Source organism: Pontivivens marinum, assembly GCF_900231835.1.
GTDB classification, from domain to species: Bacteria; Pseudomonadota; Alphaproteobacteria; order Rhodobacterales; family Rhodobacteraceae; genus Pontivivens; species Pontivivens marinum.
Window position 1 is genome coordinate 162,882 of sequence record NZ_OCTN01000005.1, and the last position, 20,750, is coordinate 183,631.

17 protein-coding genes are annotated in these 20,750 nt (G+C 58.7%); 5 read left to right on the forward strand and 12 right to left on the reverse strand.

Going from position 1 to position 20,750, the window contains the following annotated elements; all coding sequences use genetic code 11:
• Positions 1 to 7: 7 nt before the first annotated feature.
• Positions 8 to 916: an NUDIX hydrolase gene (locus tag CR254_RS12910; protein ID WP_180955990.1), complete on the reverse strand. Its 909-nt coding sequence runs from the start codon at positions 914 to 916 to the stop codon at positions 8 to 10.
• Entirely contained in the window at positions 913 to 1,500 is a 588-nt protein-coding gene (locus tag CR254_RS12915) for an HD domain-containing protein (protein ID WP_097930628.1), read from the reverse strand. The genes CR254_RS12910 and CR254_RS12915 overlap by 4 nt, the downstream gene beginning before the upstream one ends.
• Before the next feature lie 88 nt (positions 1,501 to 1,588).
• On the opposite strand from CR254_RS12915, the gene ahcY reads away from it, so the two are divergent.
• Positions 1,589 to 2,980 (forward strand): adenosylhomocysteinase, encoded by a 1,392-nt coding sequence (gene ahcY, locus CR254_RS12920; protein ID WP_097930630.1) that lies wholly within the window; start codon positions 1,589 to 1,591, stop codon positions 2,978 to 2,980.
• A gap of 100 nt (positions 2,981 to 3,080) precedes the next feature.
• Positions 3,081 to 3,677, forward strand: a complete 597-nt coding sequence (locus CR254_RS12925; RefSeq protein ID WP_097930632.1) for a hypothetical protein — start codon at positions 3,081 to 3,083, stop codon at positions 3,675 to 3,677.
• 339 nt (positions 3,678 to 4,016) lie between these two features.
• On the opposite strand, the gene CR254_RS12930 is transcribed toward CR254_RS12925, so the two are convergent.
• From CR254_RS12930 to CR254_RS12965, 8 genes are all read right to left on the reverse strand, one after another.
• Positions 4,017 to 4,667, reverse strand: coding sequence for a spermidine synthase (locus CR254_RS12930; RefSeq protein ID WP_097930634.1), 651 nt, complete (start codon positions 4,665 to 4,667; stop codon positions 4,017 to 4,019).
• 27 nt (positions 4,668 to 4,694) lie between these two features.
• Positions 4,695 to 5,699 (reverse strand): LLM class flavin-dependent oxidoreductase, encoded by a 1,005-nt coding sequence (locus CR254_RS12935; protein WP_097930636.1) that lies wholly within the window; start codon positions 5,697 to 5,699, stop codon positions 4,695 to 4,697.
• A gap of 51 nt (positions 5,700 to 5,750) precedes the next feature.
• The gene (locus tag CR254_RS12940; RefSeq protein ID WP_097930638.1) at positions 5,751 to 6,593 is read right to left on the reverse strand and encodes an SDR family oxidoreductase; all 843 of its coding nucleotides are present in this window, start codon (positions 6,591 to 6,593) and stop codon (positions 5,751 to 5,753) included.
• Between the two features lie 22 nt (positions 6,594 to 6,615).
• Positions 6,616 to 7,641 (reverse strand): tRNA epoxyqueuosine(34) reductase QueG, encoded by a 1,026-nt coding sequence (gene queG, locus CR254_RS12945; protein WP_097930639.1) that lies wholly within the window; start codon positions 7,639 to 7,641, stop codon positions 6,616 to 6,618.
• Entirely contained in the window at positions 7,641 to 8,306 is a 666-nt protein-coding gene (gene fzlA, locus CR254_RS12950) for an FtsZ-binding protein FzlA (protein ID WP_097930641.1), read from the reverse strand. Before fzlA ends, queG begins: the two co-directional genes overlap by 1 nt.
• A 94-nt stretch (positions 8,307 to 8,400) precedes the next feature.
• Positions 8,401 to 9,066 (reverse strand): monofunctional biosynthetic peptidoglycan transglycosylase, encoded by a 666-nt coding sequence (mtgA, locus tag CR254_RS12955; protein WP_180955991.1) that lies wholly within the window; start codon positions 9,064 to 9,066, stop codon positions 8,401 to 8,403.
• Between the two features lie 42 nt (positions 9,067 to 9,108).
• Entirely contained in the window at positions 9,109 to 9,378 is a 270-nt protein-coding gene (locus tag CR254_RS12960) for a hypothetical protein (protein WP_145996747.1), read from the reverse strand.
• Positions 9,375 to 11,033: an NAD+ synthase gene (locus tag CR254_RS12965; protein WP_097930645.1), complete on the reverse strand. Its 1,659-nt coding sequence runs from the start codon at positions 11,031 to 11,033 to the stop codon at positions 9,375 to 9,377. The genes CR254_RS12960 and CR254_RS12965 overlap by 4 nt, the downstream gene beginning before the upstream one ends.
• Before the next feature lie 225 nt (positions 11,034 to 11,258).
• Here CR254_RS12965 and CR254_RS12970 point away from each other — a divergent pair, with 225 nt between their 5' ends.
• From CR254_RS12970 to CR254_RS12980, 3 genes are all read left to right on the forward strand, one after another.
• Positions 11,259 to 12,695, forward strand: a complete 1,437-nt coding sequence (locus tag CR254_RS12970) for an MORN repeat-containing protein (protein ID WP_097930825.1) — start codon at positions 11,259 to 11,261, stop codon at positions 12,693 to 12,695.
• Between the two features lie 500 nt (positions 12,696 to 13,195).
• On the forward strand, positions 13,196 to 14,518 hold the full coding sequence (gene gltX / locus CR254_RS12975; RefSeq protein ID WP_097930647.1) for a glutamate--tRNA ligase: 1,323 nt from the start codon (positions 13,196 to 13,198) through the stop codon (positions 14,516 to 14,518).
• Between the two features lie 59 nt (positions 14,519 to 14,577).
• Positions 14,578 to 17,082, forward strand: a complete 2,505-nt coding sequence (locus tag CR254_RS12980) for a methyl-accepting chemotaxis protein (protein WP_097930649.1) — start codon at positions 14,578 to 14,580, stop codon at positions 17,080 to 17,082.
• Here CR254_RS12980 and CR254_RS12985 read toward each other — a convergent pair.
• A complete protein-coding gene (locus CR254_RS12985) occupies positions 17,066 to 18,901 on the reverse strand; it encodes an ABC transporter ATP-binding protein (protein ID WP_097930651.1) in 1,836 nt (611 codons plus the stop codon). The two genes, CR254_RS12980 and CR254_RS12985, sit on opposite strands and share 17 nt — an antisense overlap.
• Positions 18,898 to 20,736, reverse strand: a complete 1,839-nt coding sequence (locus tag CR254_RS12990) for an ABC transporter ATP-binding protein (protein WP_097930653.1) — start codon at positions 20,734 to 20,736, stop codon at positions 18,898 to 18,900. The genes CR254_RS12985 and CR254_RS12990 overlap by 4 nt, the downstream gene beginning before the upstream one ends.
• Between the last annotated feature and the right edge of the window lie 14 nt (positions 20,737 to 20,750).

Here is a 20,750-nt window from a genome sequence, read left to right on the forward strand (position 1 = left end):
GGCGCAGTTAACGCGCCCGCGCACCGCCAAATCGAACGGGGCTAACGCGCCGTTCCCATTCCGCCTCCGCCGCGAACCGGTATTCCGAGGCGGGCCTGCCGCCGCGCCTGCTGGTTTGCGCGCCTGTCGGCTCAATCAACCCCGATTGCATCATCATCCGGCGGAAGTTCTGTTTGTGCAGCAATTGCCCTGAAACGGCCTCGGCCGCTGTTTGCAGCTCGAACAAGGTGAAGGTTTCGCGCATCAACTCGAACAACACGGGACGGTATTTCAGCTTTGCCCGCAATCGCCCGATACCCGTGGCAAGGATACGGCGGTGATCGCGCGGCATGTGGCGCCCCGTTCCGGTCAGGTCCTGCGGCACATCACACCCACGATCATGGAAATGTTCCGCGACCAAGCCTGCCTCGTAGAGCAGCTCGTACCGTTCCAGCACCAGCTCATCGCGCCATGGGTGCCCCTCCAGTCCGAAGGACAAGTTCAGACGGTCGCGCCGCGCCGCCGCATTGGCCCATTTGCGCAGGCGCGGCTCCAACAAATCGGTCAGGACAGGGGGGATACCGGCGCGGCGATCCTCCCACGGGAAAAACTGCGCCCATGCGCGCCAGTCCTGCCCCTCCAACCGCTCACGCCCCGGCACGATGGCAAGGTATCCGATGGACACATGGTGCGGCCCGTCGCCCCCTGCCCGATCGCCAAAGGTGTAGAGCTGCTCGACATGGGCCAGCGTGTGGCCGGTATCGCTTTCCACCCAATCGCGCAGCGACATCTCCAACGTGCCATGTCGTTCAGGGTCAAAGGCGCGTGTCGGCAGCTCCGGCCCCGGCAGGGTCAGCACATGGGGCACGGCGCGGTCCGGCCCCTCGATCACGCCGACCAGAACGGCGCTGAGACCAAGTTCAAGCTTGCGGCTCACATCGCGGCCATATGTTGGGCGAAGCGTTCCAGAAACGCCTGTTTCACCACGCTGGGCGCCCGCAGATCAATCCGTATCGCGTCGGCGGGTTTATGGCGCGGGGCACCGAACAGGCGGTTAGCTTCCTCCTTGGTGAAACCGGCAATGCGCACCGCCTCGGCCCACGCGGAAATCTTGTCGGCCCGCTTGATCTGCGCCTTGATGGTTTGCGGGATCGCGGGCGGCAGGCCAAAGCGCAGGTGGATCGCGGCGGTCAGGCGCACGTCCATCGCCCTATATCCCGGCCCAACAGCAGCCTTTACCGGTGAGATCATATCCCCGATCACATATTCGGGCGCATCATGCAGCAGGGCCGCCAAGCGCCAGCGCACAGGCGCCTTTGGATAAAGCTCATGATACAAATCATCGACCAGCAGCGAGTGTTCGGCCACCGAATAGGGCCAATCGCCCTGCGTCTGCCCATTCCATCGCGCAACAAAGGCGAGGCCGTGCGCGATATCCTCGATTTCCACGTCCAGCGGGGATGGATCCAGCAAATCCAGCCTTCGTCCCGAAAGCATTCGTTGCCAAGCACGTTCCGTCATATCATCTCCTGCGGCATCAGCTGCATTGTGAGTAGTCCTCGGTTTTGTTATGTGCCGATCAAGTTGTGAAATAAAGGAGCCGCTGGTTATGGCCAACGATTACATCGTCAAAGACATCTCCCTCGCCGAATTCGGGCGCAAGGAGCTGGACATCGCTGAGACTGAAATGCCGGGCCTGATGGCACTGCGGACCGAATATGGCGAGAGCAAGCCGCTGGCCGGTTCGCGCATCGTCGGCTCCTTGCACATGACCATTCAGACCGCCGTTCTGATCGAGACATTGGTTGAGCTGGGCGCGGATGTTCGCTGGGCGTCGTGCAACATCTTCTCGACACAGGATCATGCGGCGGCGGCAATTGCTGCGGGCGGCACACCAGTTTTCGCGATCAAGGGCCAGACGTTGGTTGAGCATTGGGATTACCTCGACAAATCCTTCATGTTCCCAGAGGGCGCAAACCTGATCCTCGACGATGGTGGCGATGCCACTCTGTATGTCCTGCTGGGCGCACGGGTTGAGGCGGGTGAGACGGACCTGATCGAGGTTCCAACCTCCGAGGAAGAAGAAGCCATCTTTGCGCAGATCAAGAAGCGTATGGCCGAAACACCCGGTTGGTTCACCAAAACACGTGAGGCCATCGTAGGCGTGTCCGAGGAAACCACGACCGGCGTGCATCGCCTGTACGACCTGCACAAAAAGGGTCAACTGCCCTTCCCCGCGATCAACGTGAACGACTCCGTTACCAAGTCGAAATTCGACAACAAATACGGCTGTAAGGAATCGCTGGTCGATGGCATCCGCCGCGCGACCGACACCATGATGGCCGGTAAGGTTGCTGTGGTTTGCGGTTACGGCGATGTGGGCAAAGGTTCGGCAGCGTCGCTGGCCGGTGCTGGTGCGCGTGTGAAAGTCACCGAAGTTGACCCGATCTGCGCGCTACAGGCCGCTATGGACGGGTTCGAGGTTGTCACGCTGGAGGACGCAGTGAAAACCGCTGATGTCTTCGTCACCACAACCGGCAACAAGGATGTGATCCGCCTCGAGCATATGCGCGAGATGAAGGACATGGCGATCGTCGGCAATATCGGCCACTTCGATAACGAGATTCAGGTTGCCGCGCTGAAGAACCACAAGTGGACCAACATCAAGGACCAAGTGGACATGATCGAGATGCCCTCGGGCAGCCGCATCATCCTGCTGTCGCAGGGCCGTTTGCTGAACCTCGGCAACGCGACGGGGCACCCCTCATTCGTGATGTCCGCGTCCTTTACCAACCAGGTTCTGGCGCAGATCGAGCTGTGGACCAAGGGCGACGAGTACCAGCCCGGCGTGTTCATCCTGCCCAAGCATCTGGACGAGAAAGTCGCCCGCCTGCATCTGGACCGGATCGGCGTGAAACTGTCCAAGCTGAGCGACGAACAAGCCGCCTATATCGGCGTCACCGCTGACGGCCCGTTCAAGCCTGAGCACTACCGCTACTGATTTCTAAGTATCGGTGAGAATTTGGGAGGCCCTGCCGAAAGGCGGGGCCTTTTTTTATTTCAAAACTAAATATACAACTTATTCAAATTAAGGACGAAAAATGACCAGAAGCATAAGAAGTAGATATTCCTTCACACCGCAGCAAAAATTTGAAAGCGGAGATTTCAAAATTGAAGATATTACAAACATTATACACACCTCAACATGCCCCGAAGAAGACTGGATTGCCCAAACAACTCAGAAAATCGGGGACTGGCGCGACATGTCAAGGTCCGTATACCTAAGATGGGCCTTGACGATTAATGCCATGGAAGTTTCTCAAAAATATTATGAAGAACTAGAACCAAATCGAGCATTACAGACACAGACGATCAGGGTAGAGAATGGAATTCCAAAGCGTGTCACACTTGTAAATTGGGATGGCAGGGAAGCTTCTGAAAAATATATTGCCTCACAAGAACCTATATCTGCATATGGCTTCGCGGATATGTATGGAGTTATAGAAGACATCACATTTGAAGCTTACGAAATTTATCTTCAATTCAATCCGGTCACTCTACTTAAAGGAAGTGATTACAAAGACCTTAGAAATCTATATGCAAAAAAGATGAATATCCAGAAGCATGGAAAGTTGCAATCACACAAAGAATTGACCAATGGCGTCGCAGAAAAACTTACGATGGCCTTTCGCAAGTAACCAAAGCCTATTGGAGAGAAACAAAAATGCAAAGGCCGTCAAAATACATACACACAGATGTGCCAGATTGGGCAGATACGATTTCCATGTTTGGAGAGCTACGCAATCACATTACGCATAGCACGCCCACAGCAACAGAAAAACTTGAAAAATCCTGCAATATAAAGGGCAATATGGGATTTTCCTTCAAATCTGGAGATTCCATTTTCGTAAATTTATTTCACTTGATGGCAATAGAGTGCTTTATAGATCAATATTTAAACACGCTAAACACATCACTAATAGATCTTGCAATGAAGACCTCCGACAGGTCATCGCTGCAAACCTCTAACCAGTAAATCACCTAACCCCAACCCAAATAACATGCCGCGCCCCGCGCTTTCTGCCTGCGCGCACAGCAACCTCGTCCACCTCAAACCCCGCCGCTTCCATCCGCTTTGCAAACCGCTTGTCAGGATGCGCGGACCATACCGCCAGCACGCCGCCTTGGGTGAGGGCGGAGCGGGCGGCGTGTAGGCCCGCCTCACTATACAGCCCGTCATTACCGGCGCGGGTCAGGCCATCCGGCCCGTTATCCACGTCCAGCAGGATGGCGTCATAGCCGCCGCCCTCGATAATCCGCGCCACATCCCCGATCCGCATTTCAACATCGTTCAGGCAGTCGCCAAAGACCGCGCCCATATGCTGCGTCGCCCAGCCGACCAGTTCGGGGACGATCTCCGCCACCTCGATCTGCGCATCGGGGGCGACCTGTTGCAGGGCGCGCAAGGTAAAGCCCATGCCCAACCCGCCGATCAGCACCCGTGGCGCTTTACGCCCCAGACGCTGCACCGCCAACGTGGCCAAGGCCTCCTCGGACCCGCTGAGACGCGAGTTCATCAGCTCGTTTCCGCCCTGCAACCGGATCGAAAACTCCGTGCCGCGCTGAAACAGGCGCAGCAGGTCGCCCTCGGGCGTGGTGGCGGTATCCAGGTGAGTCCAAGGCAGCATGGGCGGTCCTTTCGCGATAGGACCGGTTTAGGCTGCTTGGGACTGCGCCTGCAACTGCGTCAACGCTTCGCCCGCGATCTGGAACGACCGGATGCGTGCCGCCGGATCGTGGATCATGCCCGTCACCATCAACTCATCCGGTTTGTAACGCTCGATCAGATCGGCCAGTTGCTGCTTTACCGTTTCGGGTGAGCCGGTGGCAGAACAGGACAGCGCCTGCTGTACCCCGGCCATGACCGAGGGCGGAATTTCGGACAGATCATGCGTCGGCAGTGGCAGCTTACCCGGCTTACCCGTGCGCAAGCGGGCAAAGGCGAGGTATTGCGAGCTGCGCAGATAGGCCGCCTGCTCGTCCGTTTCCGCCGCACAAACCCCCGCCGCAACCATCGCATAGGGCTGCGCAAGCGTGGCCGAGGGGCGGAACGTGGCGCGATAGGTTTCCAACGCTTCCTCAAGCATGGCCGGTGCGAAATGCGATGCAAACGCATAGGGCAGCCCCAGATACGCCGCCAGTTGCGCGCCATACAGGCTGGACCCCAGCACCCAGACAGGCACATGCGTTCCGGTTCCCGGCACGGCCTGCACCTGCGCGTTCGGCACCGGATCGCCCAGATATCCGATCAGCTCCTGCACATCCTGCGGGAAGCTATCCTCGGGCGCCATATGCCGCCGCAGCGCCCGTGCCGTTGCCATATCCGTGCCCGGCGCACGGCCAAGCCCGAGGTCGATCCGGTCGGGGTACAGCGTGGCCAGCGTGCCGAACTGCTCCGCCACCATCAGCGGTGCGTGGTTGGGCAGCATGATGCCCCCCGCCCCCACACGAATGGTCGAGGTTGCCCCCGCAACATGGCCGATCACCACTGCGGTCGCTGCGCTGGCAATGCCGGGCATGTTGTGATGCTCTGCCAACCAATAGCGGTGATAGCCCGATGCCTCAGCCACCTGTGCGAGCTCAACGGTGTTGGACAAAGCGTCCGCTGTCGTCTTCCCCTCAGGCACGGGGGACAGGTCTAGCAGTGAGAAATGATGCATGGCGATCTCCGATCTATCTTTGCCCTGAGATAGGAGACCACGCGGCGCGTATCAATGCGCGGCGCCCTCACGCGCCAACAGATCGGCAAGGCCTATGCGATAATCGGGGTATTTCAGGGTGACGCCCAGCTCCTCCTTGATCCGGTTGTTCCGCACCTTTTTGCTCTCAGCGTAGAAACTGCGGGCCATGGGGGTCATTTCGGCATCCTCAATTCGTATGGCGGGCGGCACTGGCACGCCCAGCAGTTCGGCGGCGTGGGCGATAACCTCCTGCGGGGGGGCCGGATCGTCGTCACAGACATTGTAAACAGCGCCCGCATTGGGTTGCGCGATGGAGGCAGCCAGAACCTGCGCGATATCCTCAACATGCGTGCGAGAGAAGACCTGCCCCTGTTTGATGATCCGGCGGGCGGTGCCTGCGCGTACCTTTGCAAAGGGGCCGCGGCCGGGACCGTAAATACCGGCAAGGCGGAAGATATGCAGCGGCAGGCCAAGTTGCGCCCACGCCCCCTCCGCCGCGACGCGCGCGCGGCCCCGTTTTGTGGCGGGGGTCAGCGGTGAGGTTTCATCCACCCAGTCGCCATGGCGGTCGCCGTAAACGCCGGTGGTGGACAGGTATCCCACCCATTCCGCCGGAGCGTGGCGCAAGGTTTCAGCATATTCGGCCAGCACGGGGTCACTCTCCGCAGGCGCGACCGAGGTCAGGATATGCGTCGCGCCCATAATTAGCGGGGTCAGATCAGTTCCGGGCCAGACCACGGCCTCGATCCCGTCATCATGCAGGGCAGCGGCCTTTTCCTCGGACCGTGTGGTGCCGATGATGCGAAAATCGCTTAGCAGTGGGGTCAAGGCGCGTGCGGAAAACCCGTGACCGATGGAAAGAAGCGTCTTCATTGGGGCACCTCGCAGGAAATCATCATGTCGCCAACCGCTCTGCCGCCCAGCGAGCCGCGTCGGCCACCGCCGGATCAGGATCGTCGGTCAGATCCTGCGCACAGGGGCGCAGATCGGGCTGTCCCGAATTGCCAATAGCGTACAAAACGTTGCGCACAAAGCGGTCGCGGCCGATCCGCTTGATCGGGGAGCCAGCGAAAACCTCGCGGAAGGTCGCGTCGGTCAGCTTTACCAAATCATCCAGCCGTGGGGCCACCAGCTCGACCCGCGCCCAGTAGCCCGCATCTCGTGCCTCCTGCGCGAACTTGTTCCACGGGCACACGGCAAGGCAATCGTCGCAGCCATAGATGCGGTTGCCCAGCTTTTCGCGCAGCTCCAGATCGACGAGACCCTTATGCTCGATCGTCAGATAGGAAATGCAGCGCCGCGCATCCAGTTGAAACGGAGCGGGGAATGCGCCGGTTGGGCACGCATCGAGGCAGGCCGTGCAGCTACCGCATTTTTCAACGCCCGCCGTATCCTGTTCCAGTTCCAGCGTCGTGAAAATTGATCCGAGGAAGAACCAGTTGCCCAAATCGCGGCTGAGCAGGTTGGTATGTTTTCCCTGCCAGCCTAGTCCAGCCGCCTGCGCCAGTGGTTTTTCCATCACGGGGGCGGTATCGACGAAAACCTTGATCTGGCATCCGGTCTGTTCCACCAGCCAGCGCCCCAGCCGTTTGAGGCGCTTCTTCACCAGATCGTGGTAATCCTTGTTGCGGGCATAAACGCTGATTGCGCCGATTTCAGGCTGCTCCAACAGGCTGAGCGGGTCCACATCGGGCGTATAGGGTTCTGCCAGCATGATAACGCTGCGTGCCTCGGGCCACAGGGCGGTTGGGTCGCCGCGCCAATTTGCGCGATCCGCCATCCAGCCCATCTGGCCGTGCATATCCTTGGCCAAAAACTGGCCCAAACGGTCGGCTGCATGAGGAATGGCGTCAGGTGCGCACACGCCCATCCGCGCAAACCCTTGCGCCTGCGCCTCGACCCTTATGCGGGCCGCATCCATCAAAAATCCAGATCGGCGTAATGCGGCGGCGGCGGCATTCCGGGCACGGCATCGGCCAGAATCGCACGGAAGGCGGGGCGCGATTTAATGCGCGCGTACCAATCCTTCACATTTGCGGACCGGTCCCAATCCACATCATCGACATAATCGAGGCAGGACAGGTGCGCCGCCGCCGCGAAATCCGCGATGGTCATCTGATCGCCCGCCAGCCAGCGCCGTTGATCGGTCAGCCAGTCCAGATAATCGATATGGAATTTGATATTCGACACGCCCTGCCGGATGCGCGCGCTCTCGGGATAACCGGATTTTTTGAGCTTTTTGGTTACGCGTTCGTAAAGCAGGTTTACCGTCACCTCATGATGAAACTTGTCATCGAACCAATTGGCCAGCCGCCGTGCCTCGGCCCGCTCGGCGGGGGTATCGGGCAGCAGTTTCGGCTCTGGCACGGTTTCGTCCAGATATTCACAAATCGCGCTGGAATCGCTGAGGGTTAGCCCGTCGATTTGCAGCACCGGCACCTGCGAGGCGGGGTTGAGCAGCAGGAACTCCATCCGACGCTCCCACGGCTTTTCCTCGACGAGGTCAACCTCGATACGCTTTTCGGCCAGCACCAGGCGGACCTTGCGGGAAAACGGGGACAGGGGCAGGTGGTGTAATCTACGCATGATGACTTTCGCGGTGTGATACTGTGATCAGGTATGCCTTCACGTAAGGGGCAGCATCAACCATCGCATGCAATTTACTCGCGAAATCTTGCCACTATCCATTGGGCAGGCAGTCCAATCCGCCATTTGAGCGAAGAGTCGCCGCCCCATCCGCGATTGACGCTGCCCTGCCCCGCACGAAATCCGACGGTTGTGCGGCGTTTCTGTCACGTGGTGCGGGCAGAATGGCCGCGATCCGCGCGGCCTGTACTGGCGATAAATCGGATGCGTCCACCCCGAACCAGTGTTGCGCGGCGGCCTGCACGCCGAATACGCCGCGTCCGGTTTCCGCGACGTTCAGGTAAACCTCGATGATGCGTTCCTTGGACCATGTTGCCTCGATCAACAGGGTCAAGGCGGCCTCTAGCCCCTTGCGGGTCCAGCTTGCCTGCTGCCACAGATAGACGTTTTTCGCGACCTGCTGCGTGATCGTGGACCCGCCACGGCGGCGGTCATCCTGCATTGCGTCACGGATAGCATCCAGATCCAGGCCGAAATGCTGGCAGAACCGCGCATCCTCAGCCGCGATAACGCTGGCCGGCATGGGGCCGGTTTGATCGTAGCGCACCCAATCGCGTTGCAAGCTGCCCTGCGCGCGCCATTGCACCACCTGCGTATGCGTGATTGGCGGCACGACCCAGCGGCCCGCAATGACAATCAGCATCACAACGGCCAGCACCCGTAGGGACCAGCGCAGGATCGTTCGGATCAATCGTTTCATCGTCAAGCTATGCACGAGTACTGAGGCAAGCGAAAGTCGGCACTAGCGGTCGTTCTCATCCAGACCAATCATCAGCCGTGTCACGGGGTTACGTTGTGCACGCGCCGTTGTTCCGCCGACCCGCAGCGCCCAACGCGCCGCGGCCGGAAACATGATGCCGAAGAACGCAACGATCACCACGATTGAGCCTGATGCCTGAAACAACACGTTTGCGATCGGGCCTTGTGACGCCATCCATGACAGCAGCGATAAAACCGCGACTGGCGCTGCAACAGCGATGATCATCAGGCTGATTCGTGTCCGGCGCCTCATGCGGAACGCCAGCGGTTTGCGATGGGATAACGGCGGTCCAGCCAGAAGGCGCGGGTTGTCAGACGTGTGCCGGGGGCGGATTGAAAACGCTTATATTCTGCAATGTAGAGCAGGTTTTCAATGCGCTTCACCGTCTCGAACTCATGACCGGCGGCGACGCAATCGGCGACGGATTGCTCTCCCTCGATCAGGCGTTCAAGGATGTCGTCCAGCACCTCGTAGGGGGGCAGCGAATCCTCGTCCTTTTGATCCTCACGCAGTTCGGCACTAGGCGGTTTGTCGATGATGCGCACGGGGATCACCTCACCCGCGTTACCTTTCATCCATGCCGGATCGTGGTTGGCGTTGCGCCAGCGGCATGTCTCGAACACCCGCATTTTATACAGATCCTTGAGCGGGTTATATCCACCCGACATATCGCCATAGATCGTGGCATAGCCGACGGCGACCTCGGATTTATTTCCGGTGGTCAGCAGCATCTCACCGAACTTGTTGCTCAACGCCATCAGCAGCACACCGCGCAGGCGGGACTGGATATTTTCCTCGGTCAGGCCGGGTTCTGTACCCGCGAATAGCGGGGCCAAGGTTTCGGTTACGGCGGTGCGAGGGCCAGAAATCGGCACGTAATCGTAATGGCAGCCTAGGGCGTTGGCGCAGGCCTCCGCATCCTCAAGGCTATGTGGGGACGTATATTCCGAGGGCAGCATAACGCACCGCACATTTTCCGAACCCAGCGCATCCGCCGCGATTGTCGCCGTCAGCGCCGAATCAACCCCACCGGACATGCCGAGCAATGCCTTTTTGAAGCCGGTTTTGGCAAAATAATCGCGAACGCTCTCAACCATGGCGCGGTAATCCAGCGCGTAATCCGAAGGCAATGTGACCTTTTCATCTGACGTGCAACGCACGCCCTGCGCCTCACGAGCGAACTCCACAGTCTGAATGCAGGCATCAAAGGCAGGCATCAGCACCGCCAGCGCGCCGCCGGGGTTCAGCACAAACGAGGTGCCGTCAAATATCTGGTCATCCTGTCCGCCGATCATGTTGAGGTAAACCAGCGGCAGGCCGCTTTCGACCACGCGCGACACCATGTGGCTCATCCGGCGTTCATGTTTGGCACGATGATAGGGCGATCCATTGGGAACAAACAGCATTTCAGCGCCGCTTTCCTCCAATGTTTCGGTCGGGCCGACATGCCATGCATCCTCGCAAATCGGGATGCCAACGCGCCAACCGCGAATCGAAACAGGGCCTTGGGGTTCTGCCGGTGTGTAGACGCGATGCTCATCAAACACGCTATCATTGGGCAACATCTGCTTTTTCACGACGGCAGCAACGCGGCCACCATCCAGAATCCAATAGGCGTTATAGAGGTCCGTCCCCTCCAGATAGGGGGCGCCGATTCCCAGCGCAGGACCGTCGGTCAACTCCGCGGCCAATGCCTCGACCCGTGCAATCACATCAGAGACAAAGGCAGGTTTGCGCCCCAAATCGGTGGTTTGATAGCCTGTTGCGAACATTTCCGGCAGGGCAACCATATCGGCATTATCCCGTGCACCAGCAGCGTGGGCCGCCCGTGCCTGCGCGATATTACCCGCCAAATCGCCCACCACCGGATTGAGTTGCGCCAGTGTCAGCCTGAACTTGTCCGCCATATCGCACCTCGTCTCACGAATTTGCCTCAATATGGCCGCATATCGTGCGCAGACCTAGCCGCGCAAGTCTAATGCCAACAGGTGATCGTGTCGGCAGCCCTATCTGACGGGATTCCATAGTTGTCAGGTTGGGCTGATGCACATACTGTCTGGTAATAATAGGCCAACATAGTTGGTGGAAAATGTCAGGGGGCCGGAATGATCTACATTCCGCGCGTGGAACAAATGAAAACACGGGTTTCGCAATTTGCTCTGGGTCTCGGCCTTGTCGCCTTTGGCACGATGTCTGCCCATGCGCAATCTGATGGCGCTGTAGAGACCAAGCAATACGATACTGGCGGCGTGTATGAGGGTGAGTTCAAGGACGGCCTTCAGCATGGTCAGGGGACCTATCGCCTGCCAAACGGATATGAATATACCGGCAATTGGGTCGATGGACAGATCGAGGGCGACGGCGTTGCGCAGTTCCCCAATGGCTCCGTCTATACCGGCCAGTTCCTGAACGGTCAGCCCCACGGCATCGGCTCCATCGTGTTTTCCGATGGCGGCACCTATGAGGGGGAATGGCTGGACAGCGTGATTTCCGGCACCGGCGTTGCGATTTACGCCAATGGTGTGCGGTATGAGGGTGAGTTCCAGAACTCCGTCCATCACGGCACCGGCACGATGATCTCTCCCAACGGGTACCGCTATGAGGGTACGTGGGTTGAGGGAACCAAGGACGGATCGGGCAAAATTACCTATCCTGATGGCGCTGTATACGAGGGCGATATCGCCCGCGGTATCCGTGAGGGTGAGGGCACGCTCGTCCTGCCAGACGGGTTGAGCTATACCGGTGAATGGTCCGACAACCAGATCAACGGTGAGGGGGTTCTGACCCAGCCCACCGGCGATATCTACGAGGGTACGCTGGTTGACGGTCAACGTCAGGGCGTCGGCATCGCAACCTATGCGAATGGCGATATATACGAGGGTGAGTTCGCAGCCGACCTGCGCGACGGCACCGGCACATTCCAGGGCGTAGACGGCTATGTCTATGAGGGTGAATGGGTCGAGGGCCGGATCGAGGGCACAGGCCTGGTCCGCTATCCCGATGGTTCGGTTTACGAGGGCGAATTCCTCAACGATCTCAGCCACGGCACAGGCACCATCACCTATCCTGACGGCTCCTCCTATTCCGGCGAATGGGTTGAGGGCGTGATCGAGGGTGAAGGCATCGCCAAATACGATAACGGCTTGGTCTATGAGGGTGCGTTCCGCAATGCGCGCAACCACGGCTATGGCGTTATGACCTATGATGACGGCTATCAATATGCCGGCAACTGGCAGGACGGCCTGCGCCACGGTGACGGCGTTGCAACCTATGCTGACGGCACGATCTATACCGGTACGTTCATCGACGGTCAGCGTGAGGGTGAGGGCACCATCACCATGCCAGACGGCTTTGAATATGTTGGCGGCTGGGCGCGTGGTGAAATCGACGGTCAGGGCACTGCGAAATACCCCAATGGCGATCTGTACGAGGGCTTCTTCGTCGCAGGTCAACGTCAGGGTCGCGGCCTGATGACATATGCATCCGGTGAGACATATGACGGCTACTGGGTCGAGGGTGAGCAAGCATCCGAGGATGAAGCCGCCGCTGCTGGTGTAGACACCAACTAATCTGGATGGGTGCTGCGTGATCGACATGCAGCACCCATAATCAGACCGCATCAATACCGATTATAAGATGATGGCCCCCCGAACGCAGATTTGCGCCTGCGGCGTGGGGTCCGCAGGCGCAACTGGCACGAGCCGCGTAGGAGGGGAGAGTCGGCCCGCATCCAGGACGTGAACGCCACTTATTAAGATGGTTCAGCTACGCTCGATTACCACTTTGCAAAAATCTTTCGGCAAAGTCTGTGTGAAATTAGACAGTTGCGCCCAAAATGCTGCAATTGCTCCATGCGAAGCTGTCACCGATAGGGCAGCAGCAGCCAGCAAATAATCATCGCAGCGCTGCCCATGGTTACATGATGTCGGTAGAATGGCATATGGCCCCTGCATTTCCCCCCTAATATTGGGCATCGCGCCCCATTGGCATGCGGACTAAACATTCCCACTTAAATGCCACGCCGGAGTGGGCTATGCAGTCCACAACGCACTCAAGCTGAAAGCAGACCATGACCGTCACCCGTTTCGCCCCATCGCCGACCGGATATCTTCATATCGGGAACCTGCGCACCGCGCTGTTCAACTGGCTGATCGCGAAGCAGCAGGGTGGCACCTTTATCCTGCGCCTCGACGATACGGACCCCGAGCGTTCGAAGCAGGAATATGCCGATGGCATTCAGCAGGATCTGGAATGGCTGGGCCTTACATGGGACCGCATCGAAACCCAGTCCAGCCGCATGGATCGCTATGCTGATGCCGCCGATAAAATGCGCGCGGATGGCCGGTTATATGAGGCATTCGAAACCCCGACCGAGCTGGATCTAAAGCGTAAAAAGCTGCTGAACATGGGCCGCCCGCCCGTTTATGATCGCGGCGCGCTGGATTTGAGCGAGGCGGAAAAGGATGCCCTGCGTGCAGAACGTGGTGGCCACTGGCGCTTTAAGCTGGATCGTGAGCGTATCAACTGGACTGATGGCATTCTGGGCGACATCTCGATTGATGCGGCCTCCGTCTCCGATCCGGTTCTGATCCGTGGCGACGGGCAGGTTTTGTACACCATTGCCAGCGTCGTGGATGACACCGATATGGGCATCACCAACGTCGTGCGCGGCTCCGATCACGTGACGAATACGGCGACCCAAATCCAGATCATGTCCGCAATTGGCCACGATCACCCCAGCTTTGCCCATCACTCGCTGTTGACTGGGCCACAGGGCGAGGCACTGTCCAAACGCTTGGGGACATTGTCCCTGCGTGATCTGCGGGCCGCCGGAATTGAGCCGATGGCATTGCTTAGCCACCTTGCACGCCTTGGCTCATCCGATCCGGTTGAACTGCGCAGCACGCATCAGGAACTGATCGATGGCTTTGACCTCAGCCGGTTCGGATCTGCACCGACGAAATTCGACGTGGATGACCTGCGCCCACTAACCGCGCGCGTGCTGCATGGCCGTGAATACGCCGATGTTGCCGATGCACTGACCGCACGTGGCGTCACCGGCCCCAAGGCGGAGCCATTTTGGCTAATGGCCCGTGAAAACGTTGAGGTGATCGCCGATGTCGATCCGCTGTGGGACATCGTGCAGAACGGTGCAACGCCGATGGTTGCGGAAGCGGATGCAGAATTTATCGCAGATGCTTTCGCCAATTTGCCTGCACAGCCATGGGGCGATAACAGCTGGTCTGAATGGGCTAACCTGATGAAATCACGATCAGGTCGCAAGGGTAAGGCCCTGTTCATGCCCCTGCGCAAGGCCCTGTCGGGGATGGAGCGTGGACCCGATATGGGCCGCCTGATGCCCCTGCTGAGCCAGAAACCGACCCTCGATTAGGAATGCCTTAATCTGCGTGGGGTACCGCTGAAACGGAGAAATCCGGCGGAGCCCTACGCATGAAAAACACGATTGCCCTACGTTTTATCCTAAGCTTCGTATTGGGTGGGCTGGGCCTGATAGGTATTGTTGTCCTCGTCTGGAACGCGATGGGCGACGTGCAATCGCAACTGCACCGATATGCCTCGCACAGCGATGCGCTGCGCACGCTTGATCAGTTAGAGCGTGATTTCTCCAAGGCACAGCAGGCGTCATTCTATGATCTACGGCGGCGCAATAACAGCATGCGCACCACGGCCCTGTCGCAATACGATCAGGTGATCCAGGCCCTGCCCAGTATCGAACCTGCATTGGCCAACCGCCCTGAACTGATCGAATCAGCCCGTGCGTTAAGCGAAAACATCCTGCAATTCCGCGATCTCTACCATGAGGCCTATACGGTTCAGGATACGTCATATGCCCTAACACAGGTGATGCAGGGCGCATTTGCACGAGCGCAGGCGCAAATCTCTCTGATGGAACATTCTGACCAAGTGCCGGTAGGCGGGGCACGGCACGGCGCCCTGATGGCGGTTGCTGCGACCTTCGACGCGGCGCGCCAATGGACCCGTGAGTCAGGATATCAACATAACTCCCCACTGCTGACGGTAATAGCAGCTGAACTGGACAAGACGCAGCAACTGATCGGCCCCTTTCGCAACGTAGCCCGTGGAAATCTACGAAATCTGACCGAAAACCTTGCTGACGCGATAACGCAAATTCAACAGAATCTGCAAGAATTCAGGGCCTTAAGCGTGCAGGCCCGCGCGCTGGAGCGGCGCCAGGTAGACATTGAGACCCCCAAGATCCTCAATGAATTCTCCAACATTATTCAGGAGTTGAGCGATACCCAGCAGCGGATCGGCCAATTTGCCGTCACTCAATCCACAATCGCAAAGAACCGTGTGGTGCTGATCGCAGGTATCACAATTATTCTGCTGATATTGCTGACCCTTCTCAACATGATCGCTCTGTTACGCCCCCTGCATCAGTTCCTGTCCGCCGTTCAAAATATCGCACAGGGGAAATCAGCAGGACGCTTGCCCAAATGGCGCAAGGATGAATTCGGCGCGATGGCGCATGCCGTCACCCTGATCGACGAACGTGGCGCATCGGCACAGCGCATTAGGGAAGCATTGGACGGGTCGGACATGATGCTGATCGTCGCCAGATCAATGAATGACATCGTTTATGTCAGCGAACCAATGCAGCATCTGGTCGATCAATTTGCGCCAGCAGACGTAAAAGCCACGCCCCTTAACTGGCTGGTTAGCTGTGTTGATGGCATGGCTGAAACTGTGAAGGGGCGGACAGATAGCACAATTGCAATCACGCTCGGCACACGTTGCTATGATGCTCGCATTCGCCCAATTGGTCAGAATCACCCGCGCGGCGGGTTGATCGTGCAGTTAATTGACCAAACGGCGGCGCGAACGCTGCAACACGACCTAGGCCAACTGGTTGGACGGGTCATAACTGGCGATTTCAGCACACGGATCGAAACGGACGAGGGCAGCAACTCACTGCAAGCCATCGGCCGCGATGTGAATGTGATGTGCGAAAGCTTCGAGCAAGGATTCGCCGATGTTGCCGAAACCGTTGCCGCGCTTGCCCGTGGCGACCTGACTTATCGTATGACAGGTCATGACACCGGAATTTTCCATAGGCTTCAGCAGGATTTCAACCAATCCCTGGCAACATTGGGCGAACTGGTGGGCGACATTTCCCTAACAGGCGAATCACTGGCCAATCACAGCGGGGAGGTCGCGCAGGAGGCGGATCAGCTGTCACGGCAAACGGAAACACAGGCGGCCGCCCTACGCCAGAGCAGCGCAACCATGCGCGAAATGGCCCGTGCAATTGCCATAACGTCCGAACGTGGGGGTGAGCTGCGCTCCCTCTCCACCGCCACCGCCACCGGCGCGCAGGAAGCTGCGCGCATCGCGGATACAGCACGAAACGCCATGGCTGAGATTGAGACCGCAGCAGCACGGATGCGTGATATTGTGGCCGTCATCAATGCGATTTCGTTCCAGACAAAGCTCCTCGCCCTGAATGCCGCGGTTGAGGCAGCACGGGCGGGCCAAGCCGGTAGCGGCTTTGCCGTTGTTGCATCCGAGGTTCGGCACCTCGCGGATCGCGCCGCACGATCCGCGCGCGATATCTCCACCCTGATCGCAACCAGTATCAGCAATGTTGAAAGCGGGTCGGTTCAGGTCACGCAAACAGGCGAACAGCTGGCCGTCATCGCGGAATCGGTCAACGATATGAACCGTGCAATCATCAGCATTGCCACCATGTCCATCGAACAAAGCCGGTCTGTTGAGGAAGTGACGGCGGCGATTTCCTCAATGGATGACGCAACACAACGGCAGGCCAGCTTGGCTGAGGGGGGCGCAAAGCGTGCCCGCAGTTTGCAGGATGGGGCGGAGCGGTTGCGCGGCTTGATCGCACAATTCCAATTGCATCGACAGATTGACGAGTCAGAGGTCCTATCGCAGGTCGCTGTCAGTCATCAGTCGTGATGAATCCACCCGATTGCCGTTGCCAGAAGGAGGTGTAGGTCCCGGCACTATCGGTCAGAAGCTGCGCATGTGTACCGCTCTCAACAATATGTCCCTGCTCCATCACGATGATCCGATCCATATGGGATAGCGTGGACAAGCGATGCGCGACCGCGACAACTGTCCGGCCCAGCATCAAATCCTCCAGCGCGATTTGCACTGCGGCCTCTGTTTCCGAATCCAGCGCCGAGGTTGCCTCATCCAGCATCAGGACGGGCGCATCCTTTAGGAAAGCACGGGCGATTGCGATGCGCTGGCGTTGCCCGCCGGACAGGCGAACACCCCGTTCGCCCAGATGCGCGTCATAGCCAGTGCGACCACTGGGATCGGTCAGGCCGACGATGAAATCATGGGCCTGTGCGCGCCGCGCTGCCGCCTCGACCACCTGCATCGTTGCGTCGGCCACGCCATAGGAGATGTTGTCAAAGGCAGAGCGGTTGAACATCGACGTATCCTGTCGAACCATCGCAATCGCACCACGCAAACCGTCCTGCGTCAGGTCGCGGATATCAACGCCGTCCAAAGTGATCCGGCCACCCTCAACATCATAGAGGCGCAGCAGCAATGACAGCGCAGTAGATTTCCCTGCGCCTGAGCGACCGACCAAACCGATCTTCTCACCCGCATTGATCGATAGGTTCAAACCCTGCACGCCAGCGCCATCTGTCCCCCCATAAGCGAAATCGACATTTTCGAACGCGATCTGACCCGCAACAGCCTGTGGCGGCTGTGCATTTGGGCGATCCGGCAAATCATGGGGCGGCGATAGGGTTTTCATGCCGTTTTCGATCTCACCAATATTGGCAAAAATCCCCATCGCGACAAAACTGATCCAGCCTGACATTTGCCCCAACCGCGTCGAAAGCAGGCCCGCAATCGCGATATCGCCGGGGGAGGCATCGCCGCTCTGCCAGAACCACAATGAACATCCGATCAGCGCGACCGGCAAAATTCCTGCAAGGATGCTCAACCCGCTGCGAAACAGCACCGACACTGCGCCGAAATCGTGTAGCCGGTCGCGGTAATTCGCCATTGCCTGCTCAGCGGATTTTTCCTCGCGTGCGCCTGTGGCGAACAGGCGCACCGTTGCCATATTGGACAGCACATCCACCAATTGGCCCGACACCGCAGCCCGTGCACCTGCACGCGCCGAGGCCCGCTTGCGTACTTTGGGTAGGAAATATCGCACGTAAACGACGTAAACAGCGAACCAGATAACCAAGATCAGGCCCAACCGAGGAGAAACCTGTATCAGCACCAGCAGCGCGCCCAACAGGACCGACAGGGCATAGGCGAGGGAGTTAACCACCTCGGACAGGATCGAGCCGATGGCAGACACCGTTTGCATTTGCTTTTGCGCGATACGCCCGGCGAAGTCATTTTCAAAGAACCGCAGCGATTGCCCCATTGTGTGCCGGTTCAAACGTGACATCGCCAACGTCGTCGCATTCGGCCCAACCGCCAGCGCATTCAGCGCGGATGTCAGCGCAACCAGTACAGGCCGCAGCAAAACGAAAAAGGCACAGGCGGCGATCAGCAATCCTGCATTTTGCGTAAAGAACGCCTGCCGTCCCTGCGCCACGGCCAAATCGACGACATGCCCGATCAGCCAAGCGGCGGCGGCCTCACTGATCCCCAATGCCAATCCGAACAGCGCGGTGATGACAACGACCCGCCCCGCACCGGCCAAAGTCCAGCGCAGAAAGGCGATCAGCGTATTGGGCGGCGGGCCGTCAGCGGGTGCAAAGGGACTAATCAGGTTGGCAAAGAAAGACTTCATTGTGGCACCGCATTCAAAAATCCACCGGATTGCCGCGCCCAGAAACCGGCATATTGGCCGCCCTGCGCGATCAGATCCTCGTGTGTTCCGTCCTCAACAATCCGGCCACCATCCAAGACGACAATCCGGTCCATAGCTGCAATTGTGGACAGGCGGTGCGCGATGGCGATCACGGTTTTGCCCTCCATCATTCCGTAGAGCGCCTGCTGAATCGCGGCTTCAACCTCGCTATCCAATGCGGAGGTTGCCTCATCCAGCACCAGGATCGGGGCATTTTTCAGCACCACGCGGGCAAGGGCGATGCGCTGGCGCTGGCCGCCGGATAGTTTTACGCCGCGTTCACCCACATGGGCATCATAGCCGGTACGCCCGTTCATATCCTCCAGATCGAGGATGAAATCATGGGCCTCCACCCGCTTTGCCGCGGCGATCACCTGCTCGTCTGTGGCATCGGCAGTGCCGTAGCACACGTTGTCACGAACCGAGCGATGTAGCAGCGAGGTATCCTGCGTCACCATCCCCACCGCTTGGCGCAGGCTGTCCTGTGTTACCGTGCCCAACGGTTGCCCATCGATGGTGATCTGCCCTGTCTCAACGTCGTGGAAGCGCAGCAGCAGATTCACCAGAGTGGATTTACCCGCACCGGAACGGCCCACCAGACCAACCCGCTCACCCGGACGGATGGTCAGGTTCACGCCCTGCAATCCACCTGAATCGCGGCCATATTGATGGGTGACGTTGTTGAATGCGATCTGCCCACCATCGATCTGCAACGGTGCGGCCTCTGGCGCGTCGAGCAAGTCGATCGGTTGTGCGATCGTCTCCATCCCCTCACGCACGACGCCAAGGTTCTGGAAAAACGAGGACAGCGCCCACATGATCCAGCCGGTCATCGCATTCAGCCGCAGCACCAACGCGGAGGCAGCAGCAACCGTGCCAACACTTCCAATCCCCTGTTGCCACAACACAATCGCCCAACCAATAACCGCGACGATCAGAAAGCCGTTGATGATCAACAGGCCCAACTCCATCTGCGTGATCAGGCGCATTTGCCGTTGGAATTTCACGCGGGCAACCTCAATCGCCTCACCAGCGAAGGCTTCCTCCTCGCGCGTGTGCGAGAACAATTTGACGGTTTGAATATTCGTGTAGCTGTCCACAATCCGACCGGTAATGGCGGAGCGGGCGTCGGAAAATTCCTTGGACGCGCGACCAATGCGCGGGATGATCACAAAGCACAGCAGGATATAGGCCACGCTCCACACGGCCAGTGGCAGCATCAGGCGCACATCCGTGCCTCCCAGCAGGACCAGCGCGCCCAGCAGATAGATCACCGCATAGACCAACGCGTCAAAGACCTGAAACATCGCCTCGCCGGTGGCCGGCGCCGTTTGCATCACGCGGTTGGCGATCCGCCCCGCAAAATCGTTCTGAAACCAGCCAACAGATTGCCGCAGCACATGCCGATGCGAGCGCCAGCGCACCAGCGTGGCAATATTCGGCATCAGTGTCTGGTTCAGCAACATCGAGTTGATGATCTGCACCGTCGGACGCAAAAACAGGATGAACGCCGTAATAAACAGCAACTCAACCCCATGATCGCTGAGGAACGCAACAGGCGCTGCAACCTCCAGCAGATCCACAATGCGGCCGGCATAGAAAATCAACCCGATCTCAACCCCGGCAACGGCCAGTGTCAGCAGGGCCGTTACAATCAGCACATTGCGGAATGGCCGCATATAGCTGGCCAAAAACGGCCACAGCTTGGCTGGTGGCACGTCGTCAGCGTGGTAGGGCTGATAGGGATCAACCAGCTTTTCAAAGAAGCGGAACATCGTGGGAACCTCGG

Excerpts from the sequence above, each read along its gene's own strand:
- CR254_RS12980 (WP_097930649.1), top strand. The coding sequence starts at position 14,578 with ATGAAAAACACGATTGCCCTACGTTTTATCCTAAGCTTCGTATTGGGT.
- CR254_RS12965 (WP_097930645.1), bottom strand. The coding sequence starts at position 11,033 with ATGGCGGACAAGTTCAGGCTGACACTGGCGCAACTCAATCCGGTGGTG.
- CR254_RS12930 (WP_097930634.1), bottom strand. The coding sequence starts at position 4,667 with ATGCTGCCTTGGACTCACCTGGATACCGCCACCACGCCCGAGGGCGAC.
- CR254_RS12990 (WP_097930653.1), bottom strand. The coding sequence starts at position 20,736 with ATGTTCCGCTTCTTTGAAAAGCTGGTTGATCCCTATCAGCCCTACCAC.
- mtgA (WP_180955991.1), bottom strand. The coding sequence starts at position 9,066 with ATGAAACGATTGATCCGAACGATCCTGCGCTGGTCCCTACGGGTGCTG.
- CR254_RS12960 (WP_145996747.1), bottom strand. The coding sequence starts at position 9,378 with ATGAGGCGCCGGACACGAATCAGCCTGATGATCATCGCTGTTGCAGCG.
- queG (WP_097930639.1), bottom strand. The coding sequence starts at position 7,641 with ATGGATGCGGCCCGCATAAGGGTCGAGGCGCAGGCGCAAGGGTTTGCG.
- ahcY (WP_097930630.1), top strand. The coding sequence starts at position 1,589 with ATGGCCAACGATTACATCGTCAAAGACATCTCCCTCGCCGAATTCGGG.
- gltX (WP_097930647.1), top strand. The coding sequence starts at position 13,196 with ATGACCGTCACCCGTTTCGCCCCATCGCCGACCGGATATCTTCATATC.
- CR254_RS12925 (WP_097930632.1), top strand. The coding sequence starts at position 3,081 with ATGACCAGAAGCATAAGAAGTAGATATTCCTTCACACCGCAGCAAAAA.
- CR254_RS12940 (WP_097930638.1), bottom strand. The coding sequence starts at position 6,593 with ATGAAGACGCTTCTTTCCATCGGTCACGGGTTTTCCGCACGCGCCTTG.
- CR254_RS12915 (WP_097930628.1), bottom strand. The coding sequence starts at position 1,500 with ATGACGGAACGTGCTTGGCAACGAATGCTTTCGGGACGAAGGCTGGAT.
- fzlA (WP_097930641.1), bottom strand. The coding sequence starts at position 8,306 with ATGCGTAGATTACACCACCTGCCCCTGTCCCCGTTTTCCCGCAAGGTC.
- CR254_RS12970 (WP_097930825.1), top strand. The coding sequence starts at position 11,259 with ATGAAAACACGGGTTTCGCAATTTGCTCTGGGTCTCGGCCTTGTCGCC.
- CR254_RS12935 (WP_097930636.1), bottom strand. The coding sequence starts at position 5,699 with ATGCATCATTTCTCACTGCTAGACCTGTCCCCCGTGCCTGAGGGGAAG.
- CR254_RS12985 (WP_097930651.1), bottom strand. The coding sequence starts at position 18,901 with ATGAAGTCTTTCTTTGCCAACCTGATTAGTCCCTTTGCACCCGCTGAC.